This is a genomic window from Streptomyces sp. NBC_00704, from assembly GCF_036226605.1.
GTDB lineage: Bacteria > Actinomycetota > Actinomycetes > Streptomycetales > Streptomycetaceae > Streptomyces.
The window spans coordinates 7,065,440-7,088,976 of sequence record NZ_CP109000.1; the positions used below are offsets into that span (position 1 = coordinate 7,065,440).

At 73.6% G+C, this 23,537-nt stretch carries 20 protein-coding genes and 4 pseudogenes; 14 read left to right on the top strand and 10 right to left on the bottom strand.

The features are described 5' to 3' along the window. The first annotated feature begins 66 nt into the window (after positions 1 to 66). Positions 67 to 930 (top strand): Fpg/Nei family DNA glycosylase, encoded by an 864-nt coding sequence (locus OG802_RS30645; protein WP_329415735.1) that lies wholly within the window; start codon positions 67 to 69, stop codon positions 928 to 930. 66 nt (positions 931 to 996) lie between these two features. On the opposite strand, the gene OG802_RS30650 is transcribed toward OG802_RS30645, so the two are convergent. The 3 genes from OG802_RS30650 to OG802_RS30660 form a co-directional block, all read right to left on the bottom strand. Then, positions 997 to 1,671 carry a zf-HC2 domain-containing protein gene (locus OG802_RS30650; RefSeq protein WP_329415737.1) on the bottom strand — a complete coding sequence of 225 codons (675 nt, stop codon included), beginning with the start codon at positions 1,669 to 1,671 and terminating at the stop codon, positions 997 to 999. A 141-nt stretch (positions 1,672 to 1,812) separates the two neighbouring features. Further along, positions 1,813 to 2,325, bottom strand: coding sequence for a hypothetical protein (locus OG802_RS30655; protein WP_329415739.1), 513 nt, complete (start codon positions 2,323 to 2,325; stop codon positions 1,813 to 1,815). A gap of 136 nt (positions 2,326 to 2,461) precedes the next feature. Continuing rightward, positions 2,462 to 3,010, bottom strand: coding sequence for a sigma-70 family RNA polymerase sigma factor (locus OG802_RS30660; protein ID WP_329415741.1), 549 nt, complete (start codon positions 3,008 to 3,010; stop codon positions 2,462 to 2,464). 230 nt (positions 3,011 to 3,240) lie between these two features. On the opposite strand from OG802_RS30660, the pseudogene OG802_RS36030 reads away from it, so the two are divergent. The 3 pseudogenes from OG802_RS36030 to OG802_RS36040 all read left to right on the top strand — a co-directional run. Next, a pseudogene (locus OG802_RS36030) lies at positions 3,241 to 3,552 on the top strand (CapA family protein); the annotation flags it as partial. Continuing rightward, a pseudogene (locus tag OG802_RS36035) lies at positions 3,534 to 3,671 on the top strand (hypothetical protein); the annotation flags it as partial. The pseudogenes OG802_RS36030 and OG802_RS36035, both read left to right, overlap by 19 nt. A gap of 97 nt (positions 3,672 to 3,768) precedes the next feature. After that, a pseudogene (locus OG802_RS36040) lies at positions 3,769 to 4,320 on the top strand (CapA family protein); the annotation flags it as partial. Positions 4,321 to 4,704: 384 nt separating this feature from the next. On the opposite strand, the gene OG802_RS30670 reads toward OG802_RS36040, so the two are convergent. After that, the gene (locus OG802_RS30670; RefSeq protein ID WP_329415744.1) at positions 4,705 to 5,178 is read right to left on the bottom strand and encodes a universal stress protein; all 474 of its coding nucleotides are present in this window, start codon (positions 5,176 to 5,178) and stop codon (positions 4,705 to 4,707) included. Between the two features lie 110 nt (positions 5,179 to 5,288). On the opposite strand from OG802_RS30670, the gene lysX reads away from it, so the two are divergent. Together lysX and OG802_RS30680 are read left to right on the top strand one after the other, a co-directional pair. Beyond that, positions 5,289 to 8,573 carry a bifunctional lysylphosphatidylglycerol synthetase/lysine--tRNA ligase LysX gene (gene lysX, locus OG802_RS30675; protein ID WP_329415747.1) on the top strand — a complete coding sequence of 1,095 codons (3,285 nt, stop codon included), beginning with the start codon at positions 5,289 to 5,291 and terminating at the stop codon, positions 8,571 to 8,573. Positions 8,574 to 8,684: 111 nt separating this feature from the next. Beyond that, on the top strand, positions 8,685 to 9,524 hold the full coding sequence (locus OG802_RS30680; RefSeq protein ID WP_329415749.1) for a polysaccharide deacetylase family protein: 840 nt from the start codon (positions 8,685 to 8,687) through the stop codon (positions 9,522 to 9,524). A gap of 34 nt (positions 9,525 to 9,558) precedes the next feature. Here OG802_RS30680 and OG802_RS30685 read toward each other — a convergent pair whose 3' ends face one another. Further along, positions 9,559 to 10,230 carry a class F sortase gene (locus OG802_RS30685; RefSeq protein WP_329415751.1) on the bottom strand — a complete coding sequence of 224 codons (672 nt, stop codon included), beginning with the start codon at positions 10,228 to 10,230 and terminating at the stop codon, positions 9,559 to 9,561. Between the two features lie 333 nt (positions 10,231 to 10,563). On the opposite strand from OG802_RS30685, the gene OG802_RS30690 reads away from it, so the two are divergent. Next, the gene (locus OG802_RS30690; protein WP_329415753.1) at positions 10,564 to 11,070 is read left to right on the top strand and encodes a hypothetical protein; all 507 of its coding nucleotides are present in this window, start codon (positions 10,564 to 10,566) and stop codon (positions 11,068 to 11,070) included. A 105-nt stretch (positions 11,071 to 11,175) separates the two neighbouring features. Here the strand turns inward: OG802_RS30690 and OG802_RS30695 are convergent, their stop codons facing one another. The 3 genes from OG802_RS30695 to OG802_RS30705 all read right to left on the bottom strand — a co-directional run bounded on the left by OG802_RS30695 (position 11,176) and on the right by OG802_RS30705 (position 12,868). After that, positions 11,176 to 11,715, bottom strand: a complete 540-nt coding sequence (locus tag OG802_RS30695) for a hypothetical protein (RefSeq protein WP_329415755.1) — start codon at positions 11,713 to 11,715, stop codon at positions 11,176 to 11,178. 238 nt (positions 11,716 to 11,953) lie between these two features. Next, complete coding sequence (locus OG802_RS30700) at positions 11,954 to 12,718, bottom strand: bestrophin-like domain (protein ID WP_329415756.1); 765 nt, start codon at positions 12,716 to 12,718, stop codon at positions 11,954 to 11,956. Between the two features lie 21 nt (positions 12,719 to 12,739). After that, the gene (locus tag OG802_RS30705) at positions 12,740 to 12,868 is read right to left on the bottom strand and encodes a hypothetical protein (RefSeq protein ID WP_329415758.1); all 129 of its coding nucleotides are present in this window, start codon (positions 12,866 to 12,868) and stop codon (positions 12,740 to 12,742) included. Between the two features lie 834 nt (positions 12,869 to 13,702). Between OG802_RS30705 and OG802_RS30710 the strand changes: the two genes are divergently transcribed. The 4 genes from OG802_RS30710 to OG802_RS30725 all read left to right on the top strand — a co-directional run bounded on the left by OG802_RS30710 (position 13,703) and on the right by OG802_RS30725 (position 18,434). After that, the gene (locus tag OG802_RS30710; RefSeq protein ID WP_329415760.1) at positions 13,703 to 14,686 is read left to right on the top strand and encodes an SCO0930 family lipoprotein; all 984 of its coding nucleotides are present in this window, start codon (positions 13,703 to 13,705) and stop codon (positions 14,684 to 14,686) included. 328 nt (positions 14,687 to 15,014) lie between these two features. Then, positions 15,015 to 15,830: an SAM-dependent methyltransferase gene (locus OG802_RS30715; protein WP_329415762.1), complete on the top strand. Its 816-nt coding sequence runs from the start codon at positions 15,015 to 15,017 to the stop codon at positions 15,828 to 15,830. Continuing rightward, positions 15,827 to 17,962 carry a putative bifunctional diguanylate cyclase/phosphodiesterase gene (locus OG802_RS30720; protein ID WP_329415765.1) on the top strand — a complete coding sequence of 712 codons (2,136 nt, stop codon included), beginning with the start codon at positions 15,827 to 15,829 and terminating at the stop codon, positions 17,960 to 17,962. The genes OG802_RS30715 and OG802_RS30720 overlap by 4 nt, the downstream gene beginning before the upstream one ends. Before the next feature lie 85 nt (positions 17,963 to 18,047). Further along, entirely contained in the window at positions 18,048 to 18,434 is a 387-nt protein-coding gene (locus tag OG802_RS30725) for a nuclear transport factor 2 family protein (protein WP_329415766.1), read from the top strand. A 52-nt stretch (positions 18,435 to 18,486) separates the two neighbouring features. Here OG802_RS30725 and OG802_RS30730 read toward each other — a convergent pair. Both OG802_RS30730 and OG802_RS30735 read right to left on the bottom strand, forming a co-directional pair. After that, positions 18,487 to 19,017, bottom strand: a pseudogene (locus OG802_RS30730) (LysR substrate-binding domain-containing protein); the annotation flags it as partial. Positions 19,018 to 19,086: 69 nt separating this feature from the next. Then, positions 19,087 to 19,971 carry a LysR family transcriptional regulator gene (locus OG802_RS30735; RefSeq protein ID WP_329415767.1) on the bottom strand — a complete coding sequence of 295 codons (885 nt, stop codon included), beginning with the start codon at positions 19,969 to 19,971 and terminating at the stop codon, positions 19,087 to 19,089. A 119-nt stretch (positions 19,972 to 20,090) separates the two neighbouring features. Between OG802_RS30735 and OG802_RS30740 the strand changes: the two genes are divergently transcribed. Genes OG802_RS30740 through OG802_RS30750 form a run of 3 tightly spaced genes read left to right on the top strand, consistent with a single transcriptional unit; the run spans position 20,091 to position 23,458 of the window. Beyond that, positions 20,091 to 20,762, top strand: coding sequence for a succinate dehydrogenase (locus OG802_RS30740; RefSeq protein ID WP_329417544.1), 672 nt, complete (start codon positions 20,091 to 20,093; stop codon positions 20,760 to 20,762). Further along, positions 20,763 to 22,712, top strand: coding sequence for a fumarate reductase/succinate dehydrogenase flavoprotein subunit (locus OG802_RS30745; protein ID WP_329415768.1), 1,950 nt, complete (start codon positions 20,763 to 20,765; stop codon positions 22,710 to 22,712). After that, a complete protein-coding gene (locus OG802_RS30750) occupies positions 22,709 to 23,458 on the top strand; it encodes a succinate dehydrogenase/fumarate reductase iron-sulfur subunit (RefSeq protein WP_329415770.1) in 750 nt (249 codons plus the stop codon). The genes OG802_RS30745 and OG802_RS30750 overlap by 4 nt, the downstream gene beginning before the upstream one ends. The last annotated feature ends 79 nt before the right edge of the window (positions 23,459 to 23,537 follow it).

Here is a 23,537-nt window from a genome sequence, read left to right on the forward strand (position 1 = left end):
CCCTCCCCACAGCACGCCGCACCCGTCCCGCGAGGCGATGTCCGTCCCCGGTGGCACTCTGGACGTATGCCGGAACTTCCCGAGGTCGAAGCGCTCAAGGACTTCCTGGCCGAACACGCCGTCGGCCACGAGATCGTGCGGGTGCTGCCCGTCGCGATCAGCGTGCTGAAGACGTACGACCCGCCCGTCACCGCCCTGGAGGGCCGGCCCGTCACCGCGGTGGCCCGGCACGGCAAGTTCCTCGACCTGGCGACCGGCGACGGCCCCCATCTGGTCGCCCACCTGGCCCGCGCCGGCTGGCTGCACTGGAAGGACCGCCTCCCCGACGGGCCGCCCCGCCCCGGCAAGGGCCCGCTGGCCCTGCGGGTCGCCCTGGAGACGGGTGAGGGCTTCGACCTGACCGAGGCCGGCACCCAGAAGCGGCTCGCGGTGTACGTGGTGCGCGATCCCCGGGAGGTCCCCGGCGTGGCCCGGCTCGGGCCCGACCCGCTCGCCGACGACTTCGACGAGGCCCGCTTCGCCGCGCTGCTCGCAGGTGAGCGCCGCCGGCTGAAGGGGGCCCTGCGCGACCAGAGCCTGATCGCGGGCGTCGGCAACGCCTACAGCGACGAGATCCTGCACGCGGCGAGGACGTCCCCGTTCAAACTGGCCTCGTCCCTGACCCCGGAGGAGACCCGCACCCTCTACGAGGCCCTGCGCAGCACGCTCACCGAGGCGGTCGAACGCTCACGAGGGCTGGCGGCGGGCCGGCTGAAGGCCGAGAAGAAGAGCGGTCTGCGCGTCCACGGCCGCACCGGCGAGCCCTGCCCGGTCTGCGGCGACACCGTCCGGGAGGTCTCGTTCAGCGATTCCTCGCTCCAGTACTGCCCCACCTGCCAGACGGGCGGCAAGCCGCTGGCGGACCGGAGGATGTCCCGGCTGCTGAAGTAGTCCGGCAGCCCGAGCGGAGGGCGGACGACCGCCTGCCGGGGCTCGCGTCCGTCCGGGGCGTCCGCCTCAGCGTGCGGCCGGAGCGTGCGCGTCCAGCGTCACCAGGTGCTCGCCGCCCGCCGTGCGCAGTTCGTAGGCGACGATCTCCTCGGGGTGCCAGGCGGCCGTGCCCTGCACGGTGTTGGGCCGGGCGTCGTGGCGGGGCACGGTCCAGCTGGTGACGGTCTGCTCGGAGCCGTCGGCCCCGATGGCGATCAGACGGCAGGAGCGGGGGCCCGCCCCGTCCTTGACCTGGAGCTCCACATGGCTGCCCCACGCCTCGTCCTCGGTGGTGACCTGCGCCCACACGCCGGACTTCTCGTCCGTGGCGGTCACCCGCACGGCGTTGTCGCCGCCGCCTCCGCCGCCCGCCGCCATGGCGAGCACGGGGGCCGCCAGGGCGACGACCACGGAGGCCGCCACCGCGTACAGCACCCGCCGGCGCACGGCCCGGTGCCGGGCCGCCACCTCGGCGAGCAGCCGCTCCAGCAGTTGCGGGCCGGGGCCGGCGAAGGGGTGCACGGTGCGCGGGGTGGCGCGCCGGTAGAGCATCATCTGACGTGCGGTGGGGCCGAACTCGGTGACCTGCGCCGCACACTGAGGACACTCCATGAGGTGGTCCTCGAAGCGGAAGGCTTCCGTTTCGTCCAGCACGCCGAGCGCGTACGCGCCGACGTCGCGATGCCTTTCCAGGGACCTCATGCCGAAACCTCGTGCCGTTGAGTGCCAGTGGGGTTACTCCTTGCTCCCACCGGTACGCACCGGGCCGCCGAATCACTCAAGCCGCGTACCGAATCGTGACCCACGTATTCGGAGCGGTCGGCCCCGCGGATTGGTGTGAATCTAAAAAAGATGAATCGCCAGATGCCCGAGGGGCAGTCCGAGCTGCCAGGCGGGCGTCCAGACCTTCGGACCCTCGTCCTCGCCGGCCGCGCAACCGCCCGGCACCGCGTTGAGATCGGGAGCGAGCAGCTCGGTCTCCTCCAGCCAGCGCCAGGCCGCGGCCGCCAGTTCGAGATCGGGCGCGGGGCCGTCCAACCGGGCCGCCTCCGCCCTCAGTTGAGACATACGTTCGTCGACCCAGTTCTGCCACGGCTGGTCGTACGCCGTGAGCGAAAGCCAGGTCTCCAGTTGAGTGACGACCCGGATTCCGGGCAGCTCCCCGTCGGCGTCGGACAGGAAGATCGTCAGTGCCAGGGCGTCGCGCCCGGCGCGGAACTCGAAGGACGTCGGCGGCATGAGATCGCCGGTCCGCAGCAGTTCGTCGGCGATGTACTCGGCGTACAACCAGGCCATGGGAACGGTGAGTTCACCGCCGCCGGTGCCGTCCGTGCTCTGGTGACCTCTGTGCAGCATCCCTTCCTGCCCTCCTCCGGTGCTTGCGCGTCGCCCGTTGCCGGGACCCCAGTCCGCAACACGGATAAGGACACCCGATTACCCGAAGGGGGTCCACGGCAAGTCGCTTTACGGAGGCTTGACCCGATCGCCGGTTTCAGTGCAGGTCGGCCGCGTATCCCGGAAGCACCCTGCGCAGGGCGCGCAGCGCGTAGTAGGCGCGCGACTTCACCGTACCGGGCGGAATTCCGAGCGCCTCGGCGGCCTCCGCCACACTCGCCCCTCGGAAATACACCAGCACCAGGACTTCACGGTGTTCCGGAGTGAGTGTCTTCACAGCCTCGCGGACGTCGAGGGCGGCGGCCGCCCGCTCGGCGTGGTCGGCGCAGACGGGCGCGTTCTCCAGGACGGCGTCCCCGACCTCGGGCGGCCGCGCCTGCCGCGCCCGCCGCGCGTCGATCGCCAGCCGGCGGCCCACGGTGAGCAGCCAGGGCCGCACGGAGTCGAAGGCGTCGGCGCGCAGCGCCTCGGGGTGCTGCCAGGCGCGCACCAGCGTCTCCTGGACCAGGTCCTCGGCGCGCTGGCGGTCGCCGTCGCACAGGCGCAGCAGCAGGGCGAACAGGGGTCGGCCGTGTTCGCGCTGGAGCGCGGCGAGTTCGTGTTCGGCGGTCGTCGTCCTGGCGGTGAGGGCGGTTCCGGCGGTCATGGGCGTATGGCATCGCAAGGGGCGGGATCGGGACAGGGTGCGCACCGGGCTCTGCGACGGACGGTCGATCGCGTCGACGAACGGTTCGACGAACGGTCCCGGCTACGCCGATCGCGGGCATCGGCCTGGACGAAGGGAGTGCCGGAGCCGTCCCCCGCCGTCGATGGATTAGTAGTGAGACATGCGATACGTGCGTAAATATGACAACCCATCCGAATTGGGGTGATCCGATGCTCGCCCGCAGACAGCAGGTGGCCCTGGCCCTGACGGCCCTGCTCACCTCGGCCGCCGCCTGCCAGGCCCACGGCCACCGCCCGGCCGGTCCCGGCCACCCCTCGGCCGGCCGGGCCGGACACCCCGCCCCGGCCGCCGCCCGCGACTTCACCCTCGTGGCCTCGGGCGACATCCTCCCGCAGGCCACGGTCGTCGACCGCGCCCGCTTCGACGCGGGCGGCGCGGGCTACGACTTCCGCCCCCTGTTCGAGGACGCCAGGCCCGTCGTCTCCGCCGCGGACCTGGCCCTGTGCCACCTCGACACCGTCCTCGGCGCCGAGGACCCCCCCACCGGCTCCCCGACATCCGGCGCACCGGCGCCCGGCTCCCCGGCATCCGGCGCACCGGCGCCTGGCTCCCCGGCACTCGGCTCACCAACACTCGGCTCACCAACACTCGGCTCACCAACACCCGGCTCACCAACACCCGGCGCACCGGCGCCCGGCGCACCGGCGCCGGCCTCCCCGGCACCCGGCTCCCCCGCGTCCGGCTCACCAACACCCGGCGCACCGCCGGAGATCGCCGCCGCGCTCGCGGCCACCGGCTACGACAGCTGCTCCACCGCCTCACCCCACAGCCTGGACGCCGGCGCCGACGGCGTACGGCGCACCCTCGACGCGCTGGACGCGGCCGGCGTGCGCCACGCGGGCACCGCGCGCACCGAGGCGGAGGGCAACGCGGTCACCCTGCTGCGCGCGGGCCCGGCGACCGTCGCCCACCTCGCGTACACCGGCGACACCGCGGGGCACCCGCCACCGCCGGGGCAGCCCTGGGCCGTCGGCCTCGCCGACCGGGACCGGATCCTCGCCGACGCCAAGGCCGCCCGGAAGGCGGGCGCCGACGTGGTCGTCGTCTCCCTGCACTGGGGCACCGCCTGGCAGGACGCGCCGGACGAGCGCCAGCTCGCCCTCGCCCGCGCCCTCACCGCCTCCCGCACCGGCGGCCGTCCCGACGTCGACCTGATCGTCGGCGCCGGCCCCCACGTCCCCCAGGCCTACGAGAAGGTCAACGGCACCTGGGTGGTCTACGGACTGGGCGACCAGGTCGCGGGGGAGATGTTCAACGGCCAGGGCCTCCAGGACGCCCGCGGCGCCCAGTCCACCGTCGCCCGCTTCACCTTCACCCGGCCCGCCCGGCCCGGCGGACGCTGGCGGGTGCGCAGGGCGGAGTCCCTGCCCTCGATGTTCGACGTCGACGCCGGCCGCGTGGTCGACCTCGACCGCGCCCTCGCCCGGGGCGCCGAGGTCGCGGGCGTACGCGACCGCGTCAGGGCCGTCGCCCTCAGCCGCGGCGCGGCCGCGGCCGGGCTGGTGACGGACGGAAAATGACCCCGGCGACCCCTGGCCCCTCGCGCCCCGTGGTGAGGCGATCCCCGGTGACCAGGACGGCGGCCTCGGCCCGTCCGAGGCGCGCGGCGGCCGCTACGGCACCACGGTCACCGGCCAGCGTCCCGCCTTCACCAGCCGCACCGCCACGGACCCCACGATCCGGTGCCCCGCCTGCTCGGAGGCGCCCACCACCACGGCGTCCGCCTTGAGCCTGTCCGCCGCCTTCACCAGACCGCCGTAGGGATCGCCGCGGAAGGTGTGGAACTCCCAGCGCACGTCGAATATCCCGCGGGTCCGCTCGGTGGCCTCCCGGATCTGCGCGACCAGGTCCTCGGCGATCGCGTCGGTCGTCTCCGCCACCGGCGCCCCGAGCGCCGCGCCCGCCGCCAGCACCGGCTGCACGTACACCACCGCGAGCAGGGCGTGCTGGCGTCGGGCCAGGCCGCCCGCGTAGGCCGCGGCGCGCAGCGAGGATTCGGAGCCGTCCACCCCGACGAGGACGACCTTGGGGCCGTCCGTGCCCCGCTCGAACTGGTGGGCCGGCTGCGGCGAGTGCTGTTCCGTCACGGCCAGAGGCTATCGGAAGCCCCTGATCCGGCCCGTGGGCGGGCCGCCGTCCGCTTCCCGTGCGGCACGCTCGACGGGCGGCCGGGCCCGGGTGTTCCTACAGTCGAGGCATGAGTGCCCCCGCGGAGACCGCCACGACCGAGGGCGCCGCGGGCCCGCGCCGGCGGCCCGCGAGCCGCTTCCTCAACCGGGTGCCCGAAGCCTTCGCGACGTTCTTCGGCGCCCTCGCCCTGCTCTGCGTCCTGCTGGCGCTGATCCCGCCGCTGCGCCGCCTGCTGCGTCCGGTCGTGCGCTTCCTCGACCTGCTCATCGTCCCGGTCAGCGCCAACCTCGCCTACGCCGTCTTCCTGCTGCTGCTGGCCGCGGCCACCGCCGCCCGCAAGAAGGTGGCCTGGTGGCTGGTGGTCGTCTACCTCGGGCTCCTCGTGCTCACCGACGTCCTCGGCGTCGTCCTCGGCCTGTACGCGCAGTCGGTCCCGTCCCTCGTGGTCTGCGGGCTCGCCCTGGGCGTCCTGGTCGTCGCCCGGGGGGAGTTCTACGCCGCCTCGCGCCGCGCGGCCCTGCGGCGGGCGCTCGCCGTCCTCGTCGTCGGGCTCGTCCTGGCGATGCTCGCCGGCTGGGGCCTGGTGGCGCTGTTCCCGGGCACGCTCCCGGCCGGCCAGCATCTCGCCTGGGCCGCCAACCGCGTCCTGGGCGGCCTGGTCTCCGCGGGCTCCTTCGACGGCCGTCCGCCGCGCGCCCTGTACTTCCTGCTCGGCCTGTTCGGCGCCCTCGCCCTCCTCAACGCCGCCGCCGTCCTCTTCCGCTCCCAGCGCATGGAGGCGGCCCTGCACGGCGACGAGGAGCCCCGCATCCGCGCCCTGCTGAAGGCCTACGGCGGCCAGGACTCCCTCGGCTACTTCGCCACCCGGCGCGACAAGGCCGTCGTCTTCTCGCCCAGCGGCAAGGCCGCCGTCACCTACCGCGTCGAGGCAGGCGTCTGCCTGGCCAGCGGCGACCCCGTCGGCGACCGCGAGGCCTGGCCGCACGCCATCGCCGCCTGGCTGGACGCCGCCCGCCGCTACGCCTGGGCGCCCGCGGTCATGGGCGCCTCCGAGGACGGCGCGAAGGCCTTCGCCCGCGCCGGCCTGGGCGCCCTGCAACTGGGCGACGAGGCGATCGTGCAGGTCGCCTCCTTCGACCTCGGCGGCCGCGAGATGCGGGTCACCCGGCAGGCCGTGAACCGGGTGCGCCGCACCGGAGCCACCTGCCGGGTCCGCCGCCACCGCGACCTCACCGAACAGGAGATGGAGGAGATCGTCGGCCGCGCCGACGCCTGGCGCGACACCGAGACCGAACGCGGCTTCTCCATGGCCCTCGACCGCCTCGGCGACCCCGCCGACGGCGACTGCCTCCTCGTGGAGGCCCTCGACGACGACGGCCGCCTGCTCGCCCTGCTCTCCTTCGTCCCCTGGGGCGCCGACGGCGTCTCCCTGGACCTGATGCGCCGGGACCGCTCCGCCCCCAACGGCGTCATGGAGTTCATGGTCGCCGACCTGTGCGCCGCCGCCCCCAAGCTCGGCGTGCGCCGCATCTCGCTGAACTTCGCCGTCTTCCGCTCGGTCTTCGAGGAGGGGGCCCGCATCGGCGCCGGGCCCGTCCTGCGCCTGTGGCGGCGACTGCTGCTGTTCTTCTCCCGGTGGTGGCAGCTGGAGGCCCTCTACCGGTCCAACGCCAAGTACCGGCCACAGTGGTACCCCCGCTTCCTCTGCTACGCCGACGCGGGCTCCCTGGCCCGGGTGGGGCTGGCCTCCGGCATCGCCGAGGGATTCGTCCAGGTGCCCTCACTGCGCAAGCTGTGGGGCCGACGGCGCTCCACCGGCGGGCCGCGCCCCGCCACCACCGAGGGACTGCCGCCCACCGCGGCGCTCGGCCTCGACGCGCGGGACGGGGCGGCCGGACCCGCCGGGCCGGACGCCGGCCTGCCCGAACAGGTCCGCGTCCGGCACCGCACCCTCGACCGGCTGCGCGCCGCCGGCACCGACCCCTACCCGGTCGGCGTCCCGGCCCGCACCCACACCCTCGCCGAGGTGCGCGCGGGCGGGACGGTCACCGTCGCGGGCCGCGTCATGCGCGTCCGCGACTTCGGCGGCATCGTCTTCGTGACGCTGCGCGACTGGTCCGGCGACCACCAGCTCGCCCTCACCCGCGACGCCCTCTCTTCCGGCGCCCTCGACTCCTTCCGGGCCGACACCGACCTCGGCGACCACCTCTGCGCGACCGGCACCGCGGGCGCCAGCGACAAGGGCGAGCCCACCGTCTTCGTCGCCTCCTGGCAGCTCACCGCCAAATGCCTGCGCCCCCTGCCGGACAAGCGCCGCGGCCTGACCGACCCCGAGGCCAAGGTCCGCATGCGCTACCTCGACCTGGTCTCCAGCCCCGCCGCCCGCGACGTGATCCGGGCCCGCTCCGACGCCGTGCAGGCCCTGCGCCGGGGACTGCTGGAGCGCGGCTACCTCGAGGTCGAGACGCCGATGCTCCAGCAGATCCACGGCGGCGCCAACGCCCGCCCCTTCACCACCCACATCAACGCCTACGACCTCGACCTCTACCTGCGCATCGCGCCCGAGCTGTACCTCAAGCGGCTGTGCGTGGGCGGCCTGGAGAAGGTCTTCGAGATGGGCCGCACCTTCCGCAACGAGGGCGTCTCCTACAAGCACAACCCCGAGTTCACGATGCTGGAGGCCTACCAGGCCTACGCCGACTACGATGAGATGCTCCACCTGGCCCGCGAGCTGATCCAGGGCGCGGCCACGGCCGCCTTCGGCTCACCGGTGGCCCGCAAGGACGGCCGCGAGTACGACATCTCCGGGCGGTGGCCGGTCAAGACCGTCCACGGCGCGATCTCCGAGGCGCTCGGCGAGGAGGTCGACGCCGACACCCACCTGACGGTCCTGCACCGGCACTGCGACCGGGCGGGCGTCCCCTACACCGCCGACCACGGCCGCGGCGACGTCGTCCTGGAGATGTACGAACGCCTCGTCGAGGAGAAGACCCTGCTGCCCACCTTCTACAAGGACTTCCCCACCGACGTCTCCCCGCTCACCCGGCAGCACCGCGTCGACCCGCGCCTCGCCGAACGCTGGGACCTGGTCGCCTTCGGCACCGAACTCGGCACCGCCTACTCCGAGCTGACCGACCCCGTCGAGCAGCGTCGCCGGCTGACGGAGCAGTCCCTGCTGGCCGCGGGCGGCGACCCCGAGGCGATGGAGCTGGACGAGGACTTCCTCGACGCCCTGGAGTACGCGATGCCCCCGACCGGGGGCCTCGGCATCGGCGTCGACCGCCTGGTCATGTTCCTCACCGGCCTCACCATCCGCGAGACCCTGCCCTTCCCGCTGGTCCGCCGCCGCTGACACCCGACGCCGCCACCGGGCGGCCCGCGGCTGCGCCGTGCGGGTGGAATCGTGCCGCCCAACCGGTGTCGCCGGGGTGGGTCGGCGGCCCGCCGGGCGACTGATGACTGCATGAAGAAGGAGCAGTTGTTCACGCGCCGCCGGGCGTTGCTCGCCGGCGCCGCCGCCGTCGCAGCGGCCGGCACGGTCAAAGTGTTCGGGTGGGGTGAGGACGGCGAGCCGGTCAGGGCCGCCGCACCCGCCGCGGGCGCCCCGGCCCGCAACCTCCCGCTGAAACCCTCCGCCTACCGCCTCCAGCCCCTGGCCGGCTACGGCCCACCGCCCACCGCCCCCGTCCGCACCCCGGTGCGCCACGAGCCGCTGACGAGCATGACCGGCCGCGGCCGCACCATGGTGCTCACCTTCGACGACGGCCCCGACCCCCGCTACACCCCCCAGATCCTCGACACCCTGGCCGAGTACGACGTGCGCGCCACGTTCTTCGTGTGCGGGGAGATGGCCGTCGACAACCAGGAACTGCTGGCGCGGATGGCCGACGAGGGCCACGTCGTCGGCAACCACACCTGGTCCCACCCCCTGCTGACGCGCCTCACCCGCCGTCAGATCCACTCCGAGATGTCCCGCACCAGCGACGTCATCGAGACGGGGTACGGGGAGCGGCCGCGCTGGTTCCGGGCCCCCTACGGCGCCTGGAACCGCGCCGCCTTCCAGTTCGGCTCCGAGATGGGCATGGAGCCGCTCGCCTGGACGGTCGACACCCTCGACTGGACCACGCCGGGCTCCGGCGTCATCGCCGACCGGGTGCGCAAGGGCGCCGCCCCCGGCGTCGTCGTGCTCTCGCACGACGCCGGGGGCGACCGCTCGCAGAGCGTGCGGGCGCTGCGCACGTATCTGCCGCGCCTGCTGGACTCCGGCTACCACCTCACCGTGCCCCGGCGGCAGTACGCCTGACCCCGGCGCCGCGCCCGCCCGGTCCCGGCGCCGCTCAGCGGACCTCGGCCAGGCGGGCGAAGGCGACGACGTTGCCGTCGTAGCCGTTCGCCTTGGAGAAGCCGCCGCCGCACGTGATGACGCGCAGTTCGGGGGCGCCCTTGGAGGCGTAGACGCGGTCGCCGGGGAAGTCGCTCTTCTCGAAGACCTCGATGCCGTAGATCTCGAACACCGCGGTTTTGCCGTCCCTGCGGGACACCTCGACGCGGTTGCCCTTCTTCAGCGCCCCGAGCCCGTAGAACACGGCGGGGCCGAGCTTGTTGTCGACATGGCCGACGACGACCGCCGTGCCCTTCTCGCCGGGCGAGACGCCGCCGGTGAACCAGCCGGCCAGGTTGGGGTCCTCGGGCGGCGGCGCGCCGACCCAGCCGTCCGCGTCCAGGCCGACGGCCATGACCGGGGCGTCCACCCGGATGGCCGGGATCCGCACCCGGTCCGGTTCGGCGAACGCCAGCGGGGTCGGGGCCCGGCCGAGGACGCCGGCGGCGGTGCGGCCGTCCGCGGCCGCCGCGGCGGCCGGCTGGGGCGGGCCGACGTCGAACTCGCCGGACCCGTTGCGGATCAGCGCGAGCCCCGTCAGCAGAACAAGCGCTATCACGCCCCAGGGGGCGCGCTTCCTCTGCCGCTCCTCTTCTTCCGCCGCCTCGGACAGCTCGTACGCAGACATTCGCCATCCCCTTTCGACGCGGCCGTCGCCGCGTCCCTTCGCGCATACGAGAACGCTAAGCGCGACGACGCGAACCGGCGACGGGACGACGGCGAACGGGTGGCCCCCCTCCCGCGCGGTGCGCCATCCGAGTTGACGGCGGAAGGTTTTTTCTGACGGTCCGTGACCTGCGGCTATATCCGATTGTGTGCATGGCGCGCGGCGTGTCCTCTCACCAGGACGGACCAGTCCCGAAATGCGGGCGCGCGCACGGCATCCGAGGGTCGAGCCGGGAGGCGCTTTCTCGCCGACATGCCGGGGACGGGCCCCGGGGCGCCTTCCGCGGAGGATCACATGCCCACCACTCGCGCCCTGGCCGCCTCGGCGGTCTCCGCCGCCGCGATCGCCGCCCTCGGACTCGCCGCCCCCGCCGCCCTCGCACGCGACGGCATGGGCGCCAACCCGAGCAACATCGTCGTCCTGCCCAGCGTCATCGCCCGCGGCGGCCAGCTCACCGTCACCGTCGACGGCTGCCCCGGCGGCGGATCCATGACCTCGCCCGCGTTCGCGCAGGCCGCCCTGACACCGGTCACCGGCGCCAACCAGACCGCCAAGGGCACGGCCACCGTCAGCGCCAACGCCCGCCCCGGCGCCTACGACATCACCGTCAACTGCTCCGGCAGGACCCTGACCCGACCCAACGCCTTCACCGTCATCGGCGGCGTCCGCGGCGGCCTCGGCGGCAGCGTCGGCACCGGGGCGTCCCCGACCGACATGGCCATCGGCGGCGGCCTCGTCGCCGCGGCCGTGGTGGGCGGCGGGCTGTTCTGGATGCGCCGCCGCGCCGAGCGCCGCATCTGACGTCCGGCGTCCGCCCCCGTCGAAGACCGCACGCGGCACAGGACTTCGCCCCGGCCCCCGAGGGGGACCGGGGCGAAGTCCCGCGCACGACGCGGACGCCGGCCGTCAGCCGCCGTCCTCCACGTCCCGCCGCCGCGCGAAGCGGTACGCGACGGCCGTCGCACCCACGACGAGCGCGGCGCCGAGCCCGATCTCCCGCAGGTCGAATCCCGCGACGCTGCCGCCCTCGCCCGCGTGCACGCCCTGCGGGACGGGACGGGGCACCGGGGTGACGTCGGCCGGACGGCCGCCCGCGATCGTCAGCTCCTTCACCGCGCTGACGCCCCCGCAGGTGAACGTCACCCGGTAGGACGCGCCGGGCCTGGCGTCCCGGTCGACGGTGGTCACCGCTGTCGTCGCCCCCCTCGGCACGACGAGCGTGTCGAACACGCCCGAGGACACCGTCACGGCCTTCACGCAGCCGCTGACGTCGCGGTCCACCCGGACGGCGACCTCTCCGCCCGCCGCGACCGTCGAGGGCAGCAGGCTGTAGCCGTTCGACATGACGTAGTGGCCGTCGTCGTCGCTCGCCACGGCGGCCGATGCGGAGAAGGCCAGGGCGGCCGAGCCCAGGAAAGCGGCCGTGGCGACGCGTATCGCGCGCATGGTGGATCCTCCGGTCCCCGAGGAGCAGCTTGCGGACCTTTTCCGCTTACGTCATCGATGCGCCTCGATGTCCGAAACGCTAGGAACATGTGTGCGCGTCCGCGATCGCAGTAGCGCGAACGGGGTATGTCTGTGGGCCGCCCGGGGGAAAACGCCGCCGCTCCCGGGAGGCGGCGGCGCGGCGGCCGCGCCCGCCGGGAGCGGGGTGACGCGAAGGAGCGGAGGCCGGCGGCCGGGCTCAGCGCCCGGCGTCGGGGAACAGGTTGACGAACGGCTCCGCCGACGCGCTCACGCCCCGGCTGTAGGGGGCGTCGAAGTCCCAGATCAGGAAGAGCAGGAACGCGATGAGGGCGGAGAACAGCCCGGCCAGGACCAGTTCGCGGGGCGTGCGCCGGATCTGCAGCGCGAAGACCATGCCGATGGTGATGACGGCACCCGTCAGCAGCCCGAACCACACCACGCCCGGCATGGTCGCCCCGGTCGAGTCGGCGCGGGCGTGACGGGCCTGGTCGGCGGTGGCCATCTGGTCCAGCAGGGGCTGGTAGGCCTGCGCCTCGAAGTCGGACGCCGGCCGGTAGTCGGTGACGTCCACCCGGATCTGCTGCAACAGCTCGTCGCCTCGCGGGGTCACCTCCCCGTCGTCGGCCATCGTCTTCCATTCGACGTCGACGACGTGTCCGACATAGGCGTTGACATCCGCCCGAATGCGGTCACGGACGGCGGGCGGATAGACCCGCACCCGCTCCGAGATCTCGTGCAGGGCCTGGGCCTCCGTCTGGACGTGGTCCTGGGCGACGCTGCGCGCCTCCCAGACGCCCGCGATGGCCAGGCCGAGCACGATGGCGTAGACGACGCCGATCCACATCGTCATGTACTCGATGACGTCGGGGGTCTCGGAGGGGTCCTCGTCCTCGGGCGCCCTGCGGTGCCGCACGAGGGTGACGACGACCACCACCGCGCAGGCGGCGAGCATCGCGAGGGTGAGAACAAGCCATTCCGGCAAGAGAGGCCTCCTGGATCGGCGTTAGCGCGGCCGCAGCGCGGCGACGGCGATCAGCGCGGGGACGGTGATGAGCAGGACGTAGGTCACCGGCGACTGCCCGCCGCGGACCGACCGCTGGTGCGGCGCGGGGTGGTACGCCGGATAGCTCACCGGGTGCGCCGGGGGGCGCGGAGCCGGCCTGGGCTTCGGCGCGGGCGGTGGCGGCGGTGCCGGGACGGGGTCGGGGGCCGGCCGCGCCGGAGGCGGGGCGGACCGGGGCGGAGCGGGCGCCGGGCGCGGCGCGGGGGGCGGCTTCGGGGCCGGCGGCCTGGGCTTCGGGGGCGGTTTCGGGGCGGGGGTGGGCGTCGGCGTCGGCGTCGGCTTCGGGGGCGAAGGCTTCGGGGGCGGTGGCGTGGGGGTGGGTGTCGGCTCGGGCGTCGGCTCGGGCGGCGGGGTGGGCGTCGGCTTCTGGCACACCGGGGGCGTGGGCCACCCGTGGCCGCCCGCGACGGCCACCGCCTCGGTGCCGTCCGGGCCCGTCGAGGCGTACGCGCACGCGTCGGCCACGGCTGTTCCGGCCGGCGCGGCCGCGAGGATCCAGGCCACGGTCACCAGGGCCAACGCCCGGGTGAGAAGAGCGGATCGGATCGGTTCGGGTCCATGCACGACGGTGATCATCCGGCTTCGGGCGCTGTCGTGCGTCCATGCCTGGCGGGGATTGCCCCGAACGGGGGAAGTCCCGGTTCGCGGGTTTGCCGCCCGGTGCGCTCGCGTTTGCGGCCCCTCGTGCGCGCGTGCGAGTGGGCCCGGCCGGTCCGCGCGACGCTCGCTCCGGCGCCCTCTCGCACGCCTTCGGGGACGGCCCGTCACGCCTCCGGCACGGGCCGCGGAAAAGAATTTCGGGCCGTGTTTGAACACAACCGGTGCCCCGGTGCGTACTCAGGTCCGTGCGGCGGCGCAGCAGGGCGCTGCAACACCCTTGTGACGATCGGGGAGTTGTTGACGATGAAGACCACCTGGCGGAGCGCCTCACTCGCGGCGGGCACGGTGGCCGTGCTGGCGCTGACGGCGGCGTGCGGATCGGAGAGCGGCACGTCGGCGTCGAGCCAGAACGTCGGAGCAACGGCTCCGGCGGGTGGCATCGCGGGAGTCGGCAGCGGCTACGGCGCCGCGGGTGCGAGCCAGAGCCCCGCACCCGGCGCAGTCGGCGCGGGAACGGGGACGGGAGCGCAGACCGGCGGCGCCGGCGAGCTGGCCGTCTCCGCCAACGGCGACCTCGGCAAGATCCTCACCGACGGCGCGGGCAAGACCCTCTACCGCTTCGACGCGGACACCGCCGAACCGCCGAAGTCGAACTGCGACGGCGACTGCGCGACCACCTGGCCGCCGGTCTCCGCGGACGACGTCAGCGCCGGCGACGGCATCGACAAGTCGCTGCTCGGCGAGATCACCCGCTCCGACGGCACCAAGCAGCTCACCGTGGGCGGCTGGCCCGCCTACTACTACGCCAAGGACGCCAACGCGGGCGACATCAGCGGCCAGGGCGTGGGCAACAAGTGGTTCGCGCTGACCCCCGAGGGCAAGAAGGCCAAGGCGGGCGGCGGCGCGTCCGACGCCGCTCTGGCGGGCCTGTCCGTGCGCAAGGACCCCAACCTCGGCGAGATCGTCGTCGACAAGAACGGCATGACGGTCTACCGCTTCCTCAAGGACAAGGCGTGGCCCAAGCCGGTGTCGAACTGCAACGGCGCCTGCCTCCAGAAGTGGCCGGTCGTCGCGCCGGTCGAGGCCAACGACACCAAGGGCGTGCAGAAGAAGGGCCTGATGAGCTTCACCCGCGGTGACGGCGTCAAGCAGCAGACCGTCAACTGCTCGCCGATCTACACCTTCGCCGGCGACAAGGCCCCCGGTGACATCAACGGCCAGGGCGTGGGCGGCACGTGGTACGCCGTCGCGCCCGACGGCAAGCTGGTCGGAGCGCCGGCGCAGTAGAGACCGCCTCCCCAGGGCCGGTCCCGCAACTGCCCCTCGCGCACGACCTCAGGTCCGCCCCCTCCGCGCCGCACGGAGGGGGCGGACCGCTGTGTTGTCCCGGCCGGGTGTCGTGTGCGTAGACTTTCGCCGCTCCGAGGGCCGCTGCGGGGACTCTCCGGAGCGCCTCGGGCACTTTTCGCAGCCCCGCGGGCAGGGGCGCCGGTTCGGCACGTGCCACAGGCAGTGACCGGGAACGGACGGTCAATTTCCGTTTCCCCTCGCCCGTTTGGCGGGCGATCAGTAGCCTCAGCTCGAACACCGGATCGCCTACGCCTTGGAGAGATAGATGGAGCGTCCCGCCTGGGCCCCTCGGAGCATCGACATCTCGGTGCCGAGCGTCTCGCGGATCTACGACTACTACCTGGGCGGATCCCACAACTTCGAGGTGGACCGGGAAGCGGCCCGCAGGGCCATGGAGTTCCTGCCGGGACTGCCGAAGATCAGCCAGGCGAACCGGGCGTTCATGCGTCGTGCCGTACGTCACGCGGTGGCCGAGGGCGTCACCCAGTTCCTCGACATCGGCTCGGGCATCCCCACGTTCGGCAGCGCGCACGAGGTCGCCCGGGCCGCGAGCCCCGGAGCACGCGTCGTCTACGTCGACAACGACCCGGTGGCCGTGGCGCACAGCGAGGCCGTGCTGGCGGGCGACGACGACGCCGAGGTCGTGGCCGCCGACCTGCGCAAGCCGCAGGAGATCCTGCACAGCCCCCAGGTGGCGCGGCTCATCGACCTCGGCCGGCCGGTGGCGCTGCTGCTGGTCGCCGTCCTGCACTTCGTGGAGGACGAGGACGACCCGTACGCGGCGGTGGCCGAACTCGGCGCGGCGCTCGCGCCCGGCAGTCTCCTCGTGCTCACGCACGCCTCGTACGAGGGGATCCCGCTGCCGGCGGAGCGGGCCGAGGGCGCGGTCGACGTGTACAAGGACATCCGCAATCCGCTGATCATGCGCTCTCGGGACGAGATCGGGCGGTTCTTCGAGGGGTACGAGATGGTGGAACCGGGACTGGTGCCCATGCCGCGCTGGCGGCCGGACACGGCGCCGGAGGACGACGAGGACCCCTGGGCCCTCTCGGGCTTCGCCGGCGTGGGACGCAGGCCGTGACCGCGGAGCCGGACGGACCGGAGGACAGACTGCGGCGGTTCGCGACGATCTGGAGCCGGGCCGTGTTCCCGGTGACCGCGACGTCGTTGACCCGGCCCGAACTGGAGGAGCGGCTGCTGCCGCTGGCGCGGCGGCTGCGCGGGGCGCTGCTGAAGCGGGGCTTCGACGCCGAGGCCGGCAAGGAGGTCGGCGCCGCCCTGGTCGACGCGCACTGCACGGACCCCGACGCGCTCAGCCACTCCCTCGACTGCGTCGACGCCTACCTGGTGCTGTACTGCGGCGAGGCCGGCCCCCAGGAGGACCTGCGCGTGCGCGCCTCGCGGCTCCAGCACGCCATGGCGGCCGGCTTCGCGCGGGCCCTGCGCGAGCGCACGCTCGCCGAGCAGGAGGCCATCGCCCAGGCCGCGCTGCGCGCCCAGGGCGTCGTCGCGCAGGCGCTGCACGCGAGCGAGGCCCGCTTCCGGGCGGTCTTCGAGGGCGCCGCGATAGGGATCGGCATCGCCGACCTCGACGGCAACGTCCTTCAGATCAACGGGGCGTTGCTGCGCATGTTCGGCGGCTCCGAGCAGACCCTGCGCGGTCGCCGGGTGCAGGACCTCACCCATCCCGAGGACGCGCCCCAGACCTGGAAGCTCTACGACGAACTCGTCCGCGGCGAACGCGAGCACTACCACACGGAGAAGGCGTTCAGCCGTCCCGACGGAACGGCCCTGTGGACCAACCTGACGGTCTCCCTGCTGCGGGACGCCGACGGCGTGCCGCAGTACACGCTGGCCCTCATGGAGGACACCACCGAGCGCCGGCTGCTCAATCTGCGGCTGCGGTACGAGGCCACCCATGACGCGCTCACCGGCCTGCCCAACCGCACGCTGTTCTTCGAGCGCCTGGAGAAGGTGCTCGGCGCGGGCGAGGGCAAGCGCTTCGGGCTGTGCTACCTCGACCTGGACGGCTTCAAGACCATCAACGACAGTCTCGGTCACGCGGCCGGCGACCGGCTGCTCGTGGAGGTCGCCGACCGGCTTCAGTCCTGCGCGACCGCGCCCGGCGAGATGGTGGCCCGCCTCGGCGGCGACGAGTTCGTCGCGCTGACCACCGGCCCCGACACCCGCCACGAGGTCGACGAACTCGCCGCCCGCATCATGAACGTCCTGGTCGCGCCGGTGAGCATCGACGGCCGGGAGCTGACCGTGCGCGGCAGCATCGGCATCGTCGAGGGCCCGGCGGGGGAGCGCAGCGCGGCGGAGGTGCTGCGCAGCGCCGACATCACCATGTACCGGGCCAAGTCGGCGGGCGGCAACCGCTTCGAGCTGGCCGACCCGGAGGCGGACGCCCGGGCGATCACCCGGCACGGTCTGACCACGGCGCTTCCGGCGGCCCTGGAACGCGGTGAGTTCTTCATCGAGTACCAGCCGCTGGTGCATCTCGGCGACGGCACCGTGCGCGGCGCCGAGGCCCTGGTGCGCTGGCTGCACCCCCAGCACGGAGTGCTCGGCCCGGACCGGTTCATCCCGCTCGCCGAGCGGACGGGCCTGATCGTGCCGCTGGGCCGCTGGGTCCTGGAGGAGTCCGTCCGCCAGGCCGGCGAGTGGCGTGAGCGCAACGGCGGCGCCGCCCCGCTGCGCATCAACGTCAACCTCTCCCCGTGCCAGCTCACCCACCCCGGTCTGGTGCAGGACACGGTCGACATCCTCGAACGCGCGGGCGTGCGGCCCGAGGCCCTGTGCCTGGAGGTCACCGAGTCGGCGTTGATCGGCGCCGACGACGACCTGCTCAAGCCCCTGCGCCGGCTCGCCGAGATGGGCGTCGACATCGCGCTGGACGACTTCGGGACCGGCTACTCCAACCTGGCCAACCTGCGCCGGCTGCCGGTGAGCGTGCTCAAGCTGGACCGCTCGTTCACCCAGGGCATGCAGCAGTTCCCGGCGGACCCGGTCGACCTCAAGATCGTCGAGGGGATCGTCTCGCTCGCCCACAGCCTGGACCTCGCGGTGACGGTGGAGGGCGTGGAGACCGGGGCGCAGGCGGAGCAGCTGCGGATACTGGGCTGCGACACCGCGCAGGGCTGGTACTACGCCCGGCCGGGCCCGCCGGACCGGCTCCACGAGCTGGCCCTGGTGGACGCGACGGGCTGACCGCGCACCGGGGCGCGGGGGAGTGCGGGCCGCGTGCGGGGGCCCGGGTCGCGGGGGCGCGCGGGCCGCACGCGAGGATGGGCGGATGAACCACGCGGAAGACGACGTGAACGAGGCGATCGCCGGCGAACTGGCCCTGCTGGACCCGGCCGTGCGCGCCTCCCGTGCCCGCTTCGCGCCCCTGCTCGACCCCGAGTTCGTGGAGGTGGGCTCCTCGGGCCGCCGCTACACGTACGAGGACATGCTGGCCTGGCTGCCCGGCGACCCGGGCAGTTCGCCGGACGGCCCGCGGTACGAACCGCCGTCGATCCAGGGCGTCGTGCTGGCCCCCGGACTCGTCCACCTCACCTACGAGACGGACTTCGACGGCCTGCGCGCCCGCCGCAGCTCGCTGTGGCGCAGGGGGAACGGGGAGGCGGGCTGGCGGTTGTACTACCACCAGGGCACTCCCGTGCCGCCCGGGACCCGGTAGGGCTCAGCCGGCCTCGCGCGCGGACGTCGTCGGCCACCGACACGGCGGCCCGCACGAACGCGGCGGTGGCCGTCGAGCGCGACTCCTGGAGCCAGGCGACGGCCATGACCGCGGCGGGCGCGTCCAGGACCGCCCGGTAGACGACCCCGGGCCGGGGGTAGCGGCCGGCGACGGAGGCGGGCAGCAGGGCGACCAGCTCGCCCAGGCCGACGAGGGTGAGGAGCTGGGCGAGGTCCCGGCCCCTGCCGCGGACCTCCTCGATGAAGCGGAGCGTCTCGTCCTCGCGCGGTCCCAGGTCGGCCAGGCGCAGCCCGGTCCGGGCGGCGAGGGGGTGGCTCACGGCGAGGGCGGCGACCCGCGGCTCGGCGACGAGGTCCTCCGCGTCGAGGCCCTCCCGCTCGTACGGCCCGTACGTCAGGGCGGCGTCGGCCTCGCCCCGGAGCAGCATCCGGGACTGCTCCTGCCACCCGGCCGGCCGTACCGTGACCGGCGGGGCCGCCGGGTCGGCCGCGTGGCGCGCGAGGATCGTCTCCAGCAGCCCCGCGTCGCCGGCCCGGCCCGCCACCCCCGACCTCACGCCCACCGGCTTGCGCCAGTGGTGCGAGGAGGTGCCGGCGCCGGCTCTGCGCGACTGACGCGGGCCGGGCGGCCCTCACCGCTCCAGGAGCATCCGCTGAAGTTCCCTGGCCGCCCGGGGCGGGGCCACGTCGCTGCGGTGGGCGAGGGCGATCGTGCGGTGCAGGCCGGGCCGCGCGAGCGGGGTGACGCGCAGTCCCCGGCCCGAGCGGGCGGCCACCATGCGGGGCACGACGGCCACCCCGAGACCGGCCCGCACGAACCCCAGCACGGCGTCCATCTCGCCGCCCTCGACCGCGAAGCCGGGCTCGAACCCCTCGGCCCGGCACGCCGCCACCGTGAGTTCCCGCAGGTCGTAGCCGTGCCGGAACATCACCAGAGGCTCGTGCTCCAGATCGGCGATCCGCACGGTGCGCCGCCCGTCCCCCGGCCCGGGGGCCTCCGGCGAGGACACGACCACCAGGTCCTCGCGCAGCACCTCCACCGCCGTCAGCGCCGGGGCCGGCGTCGGCAGGGGCAGCACGACCAGGGCGAGATCGAGGGCGCCGCGGGCCAGCTCCCGGACCAGGTCGTGCGAACCGCCCTCCTCGATCAGCAGCCGGACGCCCGGATAGCGGTCGTGGAAGGCGCGCAGCACGTCCGGCAGCAGGCCCGTGCACAGACTCGGCGTGGCCCCCAGCCGGACCCGGCCGCCGCGCAGCTCCACCAGCTCCCGCACCTCGTACCGCGCGGTCTCGGCGTCCGCCAGGATCCGCCGGGCCAGCGGCAGCAGCGCCTCACCCGCGTCGGTGAGCGTGATGTTGCCCCGCGCGCGCTGGAACAGGTCCGCGCCCAACTCCCGCTCCAGCGCCCTGATCTGCTGGGACAGCGACGGCTGCGCCACGTGCACGAGCTCGGCGGCCCGGGTGAAGTGGCGGGTCTCGGCCACCGCCACGAAGTACTGGAGCTGCTGGAACTGCATCCCGCCATGATAGGCGCGGGCTATGGAAACGAGCCGGACCATGTCTTGGACCGATGAGGGCCGGCGGCCCTAGCGTCAAGGGCATGGCTCTGGCAACGCGGACGGACCGACGCTCGTCCATGGCGCGCACCGTGTGGAACTCCACCGTCGGCAAGAAGACCGTGATGGCCGTCAGCGGCCTGATCATGCTGCTGTACCTCGTCGTCCACATGATCGGCAACCTGAAGATCTTCTTCGGGCCGGGCGAGTTCAACCACTACGCGCACTGGCTGCGCACCGTGGGCGAGCCGTTCATGCACGACGAGTGGACGCTCTGGCTGATCCGGGTCGTGCTGGTCGCCGCGGTCGTCGCGCACGCCGTCTGCGCCTACCAGCTCAGCCGCCGCGACCTCAGGGCCCGCCCCGACAGGTACGTGCACCGCAAGGCCCGCACGAGCTACGCCACGCGCACCATGCGCTGGGGCGGCGTCATCCTCGGCCTGTTCATCGTCTGGCACCTCCTCGACCTGACGACCGGCACCGTGCACAGCGGCGGCTTCCAGGAGGGCCACCCCTACCAGAACGTCGTGGACACCTTCTCCACCTGGTACGGCGACGTCGTCTACATCGTGGCGATGCTCGCCCTCGGCCTGCACGTCCGGCACGGCTTCTGGAGCGCCGCCCAGACCCTCGGCGCCGGCAGCCGCACCCGCGACCGCGCCCTGAAGGCCACGGCCGACGTCCTCGCCCTACTGCTCACGGCCGGCTTCGTCGCCGTCCCCGTGGGCGTCATGACCGGAGTGGTGAGCTGAATGACCGACTTCACCGACTACACCACCGGCGAACCCCTCGCCGACACCAAGGCGCCCGACGGGCCGATCGCCGAACGCTGGGACCGGCGCCGCTTCGAGGCGAAACTGGTCAACCCCGCCAACCGGCGCAAGCACACGGTGATCGTGGTGGGCACCGGGCTGGCCGGCGGATCCGCGGGCGCCACGCTCGCCGAACAGGGCTACCACGTCGTCCAGTTCTGCTACCAGGACTCCCCGCGCCGCGCCCACTCCATCGCCGCGCAGGGCGGCATCAACGCGGCCAAGAACTACCGCAACGACGGCGACTCCGTCCACCGCCTGTTCTACGACACCGTCAAGGGCGGCGACTTCCGGGCCCGGGAGTCGAACGTGCACCGCCTCGCGCAGATCTCCGTCGAGATCATCGACCAGTGCGTCGCCCAGGGCGTGCCGTTCGCCCGCGAGTACGGCGGGCTGCTCGACACCCGCTCCTTCGGCGGCGTACAGGTCTCACGGACCTTCTACGCCCGCGGCCAGACAGGCCAGCAACTGCTGCTCGGCGCCTACCAGGCCCTCAGCAGGCAGATCGCCGCCGGCACCGTGGAGATGCACCCGCGGACCGAGATGCTCGACCTGATCGTCGTCGACGGGCGGGCGCGCGGGATCGTGGCCCGCGACCTGATCACGGGGAGGATCGACACCTACTTCGCGGACGCCGTCGTCCTCGCCACCGGCGGCTACGGCAACGTCTTCCACCTGTCGACGAACGCGATGAACTCCAACGCCACCGCGATCTGGCGGGCGCACCGGCGCGGCGCGCACTTCGCCAACCCCTGCTTCACCCAGATCCACCCCACCTGCATCCCGCGCACCGGCGACCACCAGTCCAAGCTGACGCTGATGAGCGAGTCGCTGCGCAACGACGGCCGGATCTGGGTGCCGAAGACCAAGGGCGACGGCCGGCCGCCGAACGACATCCCCGAGGACGAGCGCGACTACTACCTGGAGCGGATCTACCCCTCGTTCGGCAACCTCGTCCCCCGCGACATCGCCTCCCGCGCCGCGAAGAACGTCTGCGACGAGGGACGCGGGGTCGGCCCGGGCGGACAGGGCGTCTACCTCGACTTCGCCGACGCCGTCGAGCGGATGGGACGCGAGGCCGTCGAAGCCAGATACGGCAACCTCTTCGACATGTACCAGCGGATCACCGACGAGGATCCGTACCAGGTCCCGATGCGGATCTACCCGGCCGTGCACTACACGATGGGCGGGCTGTGGGTCGACTACGACCTCCAGACGACCGTCCCCGGCCTGTTCGCGATCGGCGAGGCCAACTTCTCCGACCACGGCGCCAACCGGCTCGGGGCGAGCGCCCTGATGCAGGGCCTGGCCGACGGCTACTTCGTGCTGCCGGCCACCGTCAACGACTACCTCGCCCGCAACCCCGACCAGGGCGAGGTGAGTGCCGGGCATCCCGTCGTCCAGGAGGCGCTGGCCGACACCCAGGACCGGCTGCACCTGCTCCTGTCCGTCGACGGCGACCGCACCCCCGACTCCTTCCACCGCGAACTGGGCGAAGTGATGTGGGAGTTCTGCGGTATGGCCCGCACGGACGCCGGGCTGCGCAAGGCACTGCGGCGCATCCCGCAGATCCGCGAGGAGTTCTGGCGGCGCGTCAAGGTGCCCGGTACGGGCGAGGAGTTCAACCAGTCCCTGGAGAAGGCCAACCGCATCGTCGACCACCTCGAACTCGCCGAGCTGATGTGCCTCGACGCACTGCACCGCGCCGAGTCCTGCGGCGGCCACTTCCGCGAGGAGTCCCAGACCCCGGACGGCGAGGCGGCCCGCCGCGACGACGCCTTCGCCTACGCGGCCGCCTGGGAGTTCACCGGCACCGGCGAGCCGCCCGTCCTGCACCGGGAAGACCTGGTGTTCGAGTACGTCCATCCCTCCCAGCGGAGCTACGCATGAAGCTCACCCTGCGCGTGTGGCGGCAGCGCGCCGCCGACGCCGACGGCGCCATGTCCACCTACGAGGTGGACGGCATCTCGCCCGACATGTCCTTCCTGGAGATGCTCGACACCCTCAACGAGGACCTCATCCTGCGCGGCGAGGACCCGGTGGCCTTCGACCACGACTGCCGCGAGGGCATCTGCGGCGCGTGCTCGCTCGTCATCAACGGCGACGCGCACGGCCCCGAACGCACCACCACCTGCCAACTGCACATGCGGTCCTTCCGCGACGGCGACACCGTCGACGTCGAACCGTGGCGGGCCGCCGCCTTCCCGGTCGTCAAGGACCTGGTGGTCGACCGGTCGGCGTTCGACCGCATCATCCAGGCCGGCGGCTACATCACCGCCCCCACCGGCGCCGCCCCCGAGGCGCACGCCACCCCCGTGCCCAAGCCCGACGCCGACCTCGCCTTCGAGCACGCCGAGTGCATCGGATGCGGAGCCTGCGTCGCCGCCTGCCCCAACGGCGCGGCGATGCTGTTCACCTCCGCCAAGATCAACCACCTCAACGTGCTGCCGCAGGGCGCGCCCGAACGGGAGACCCGGGTCCTGGACATGGTCGCGCAGATGGACGAGGAGGGATTCGGCGGCTGCACCCTCGCCGGCGAGTGCGCGACGGCCTGCCCCAAGGGCATCCCGCTGACGTCCATCACCGGCATGAACCGGGAGTGGCTGCGCGCCACACGCAAGGCGGCCAAGCGGTAGGGCGGCCGAGAAGAACGTTCGCCGAACAGCGCGGACGGGCGGGACCGGGAGTGGTGCTCATCCCCGGTCCCGTCTGGCA

Bases quoted from the DNA above. Each gene is read 5' to 3' on its own strand.
- OG802_RS30645 (WP_329415735.1), top strand. From the start codon at position 67: ATGCCGGAACTTCCCGAGGTCGAAGCGCTCAAGGACTTCCTGGCCGAA.
- OG802_RS30685 (WP_329415751.1), bottom strand. From the start codon at position 10,230: ATGTCTGCGTACGAGCTGTCCGAGGCGGCGGAAGAAGAGGAGCGGCAG.
- OG802_RS30690 (WP_329415753.1), top strand. From the start codon at position 10,564: ATGCCCACCACTCGCGCCCTGGCCGCCTCGGCGGTCTCCGCCGCCGCG.
- OG802_RS30650 (WP_329415737.1), bottom strand. From the start codon at position 1,671: ATGAGGTCCCTGGAAAGGCATCGCGACGTCGGCGCGTACGCGCTCGGC.
- OG802_RS30725 (WP_329415766.1), top strand. From the start codon at position 18,048: ATGAACCACGCGGAAGACGACGTGAACGAGGCGATCGCCGGCGAACTG.
- OG802_RS30655 (WP_329415739.1), bottom strand. From the start codon at position 2,325: ATGCTGCACAGAGGTCACCAGAGCACGGACGGCACCGGCGGCGGTGAA.
- OG802_RS30695 (WP_329415755.1), bottom strand. From the start codon at position 11,715: ATGCGCGCGATACGCGTCGCCACGGCCGCTTTCCTGGGCTCGGCCGCC.
- OG802_RS30740 (WP_329417544.1), top strand. From the start codon at position 20,091: ATGGCGCGCACCGTGTGGAACTCCACCGTCGGCAAGAAGACCGTGATG.
- OG802_RS30735 (WP_329415767.1), bottom strand. From the start codon at position 19,971: ATGCAGTTCCAGCAGCTCCAGTACTTCGTGGCGGTGGCCGAGACCCGC.
- OG802_RS30660 (WP_329415741.1), bottom strand. From the start codon at position 3,010: ATGACCGCCGGAACCGCCCTCACCGCCAGGACGACGACCGCCGAACAC.
- OG802_RS30680 (WP_329415749.1), top strand. From the start codon at position 8,685: ATGAAGAAGGAGCAGTTGTTCACGCGCCGCCGGGCGTTGCTCGCCGGC.
- OG802_RS30750 (WP_329415770.1), top strand. From the start codon at position 22,709: ATGAAGCTCACCCTGCGCGTGTGGCGGCAGCGCGCCGCCGACGCCGAC.
- OG802_RS30710 (WP_329415760.1), top strand. From the start codon at position 13,703: ATGAAGACCACCTGGCGGAGCGCCTCACTCGCGGCGGGCACGGTGGCC.
- OG802_RS30745 (WP_329415768.1), top strand. From the start codon at position 20,763: ATGACCGACTTCACCGACTACACCACCGGCGAACCCCTCGCCGACACC.
- lysX (WP_329415747.1), top strand. From the start codon at position 5,289: ATGAGTGCCCCCGCGGAGACCGCCACGACCGAGGGCGCCGCGGGCCCG.
- OG802_RS30715 (WP_329415762.1), top strand. From the start codon at position 15,015: ATGGAGCGTCCCGCCTGGGCCCCTCGGAGCATCGACATCTCGGTGCCG.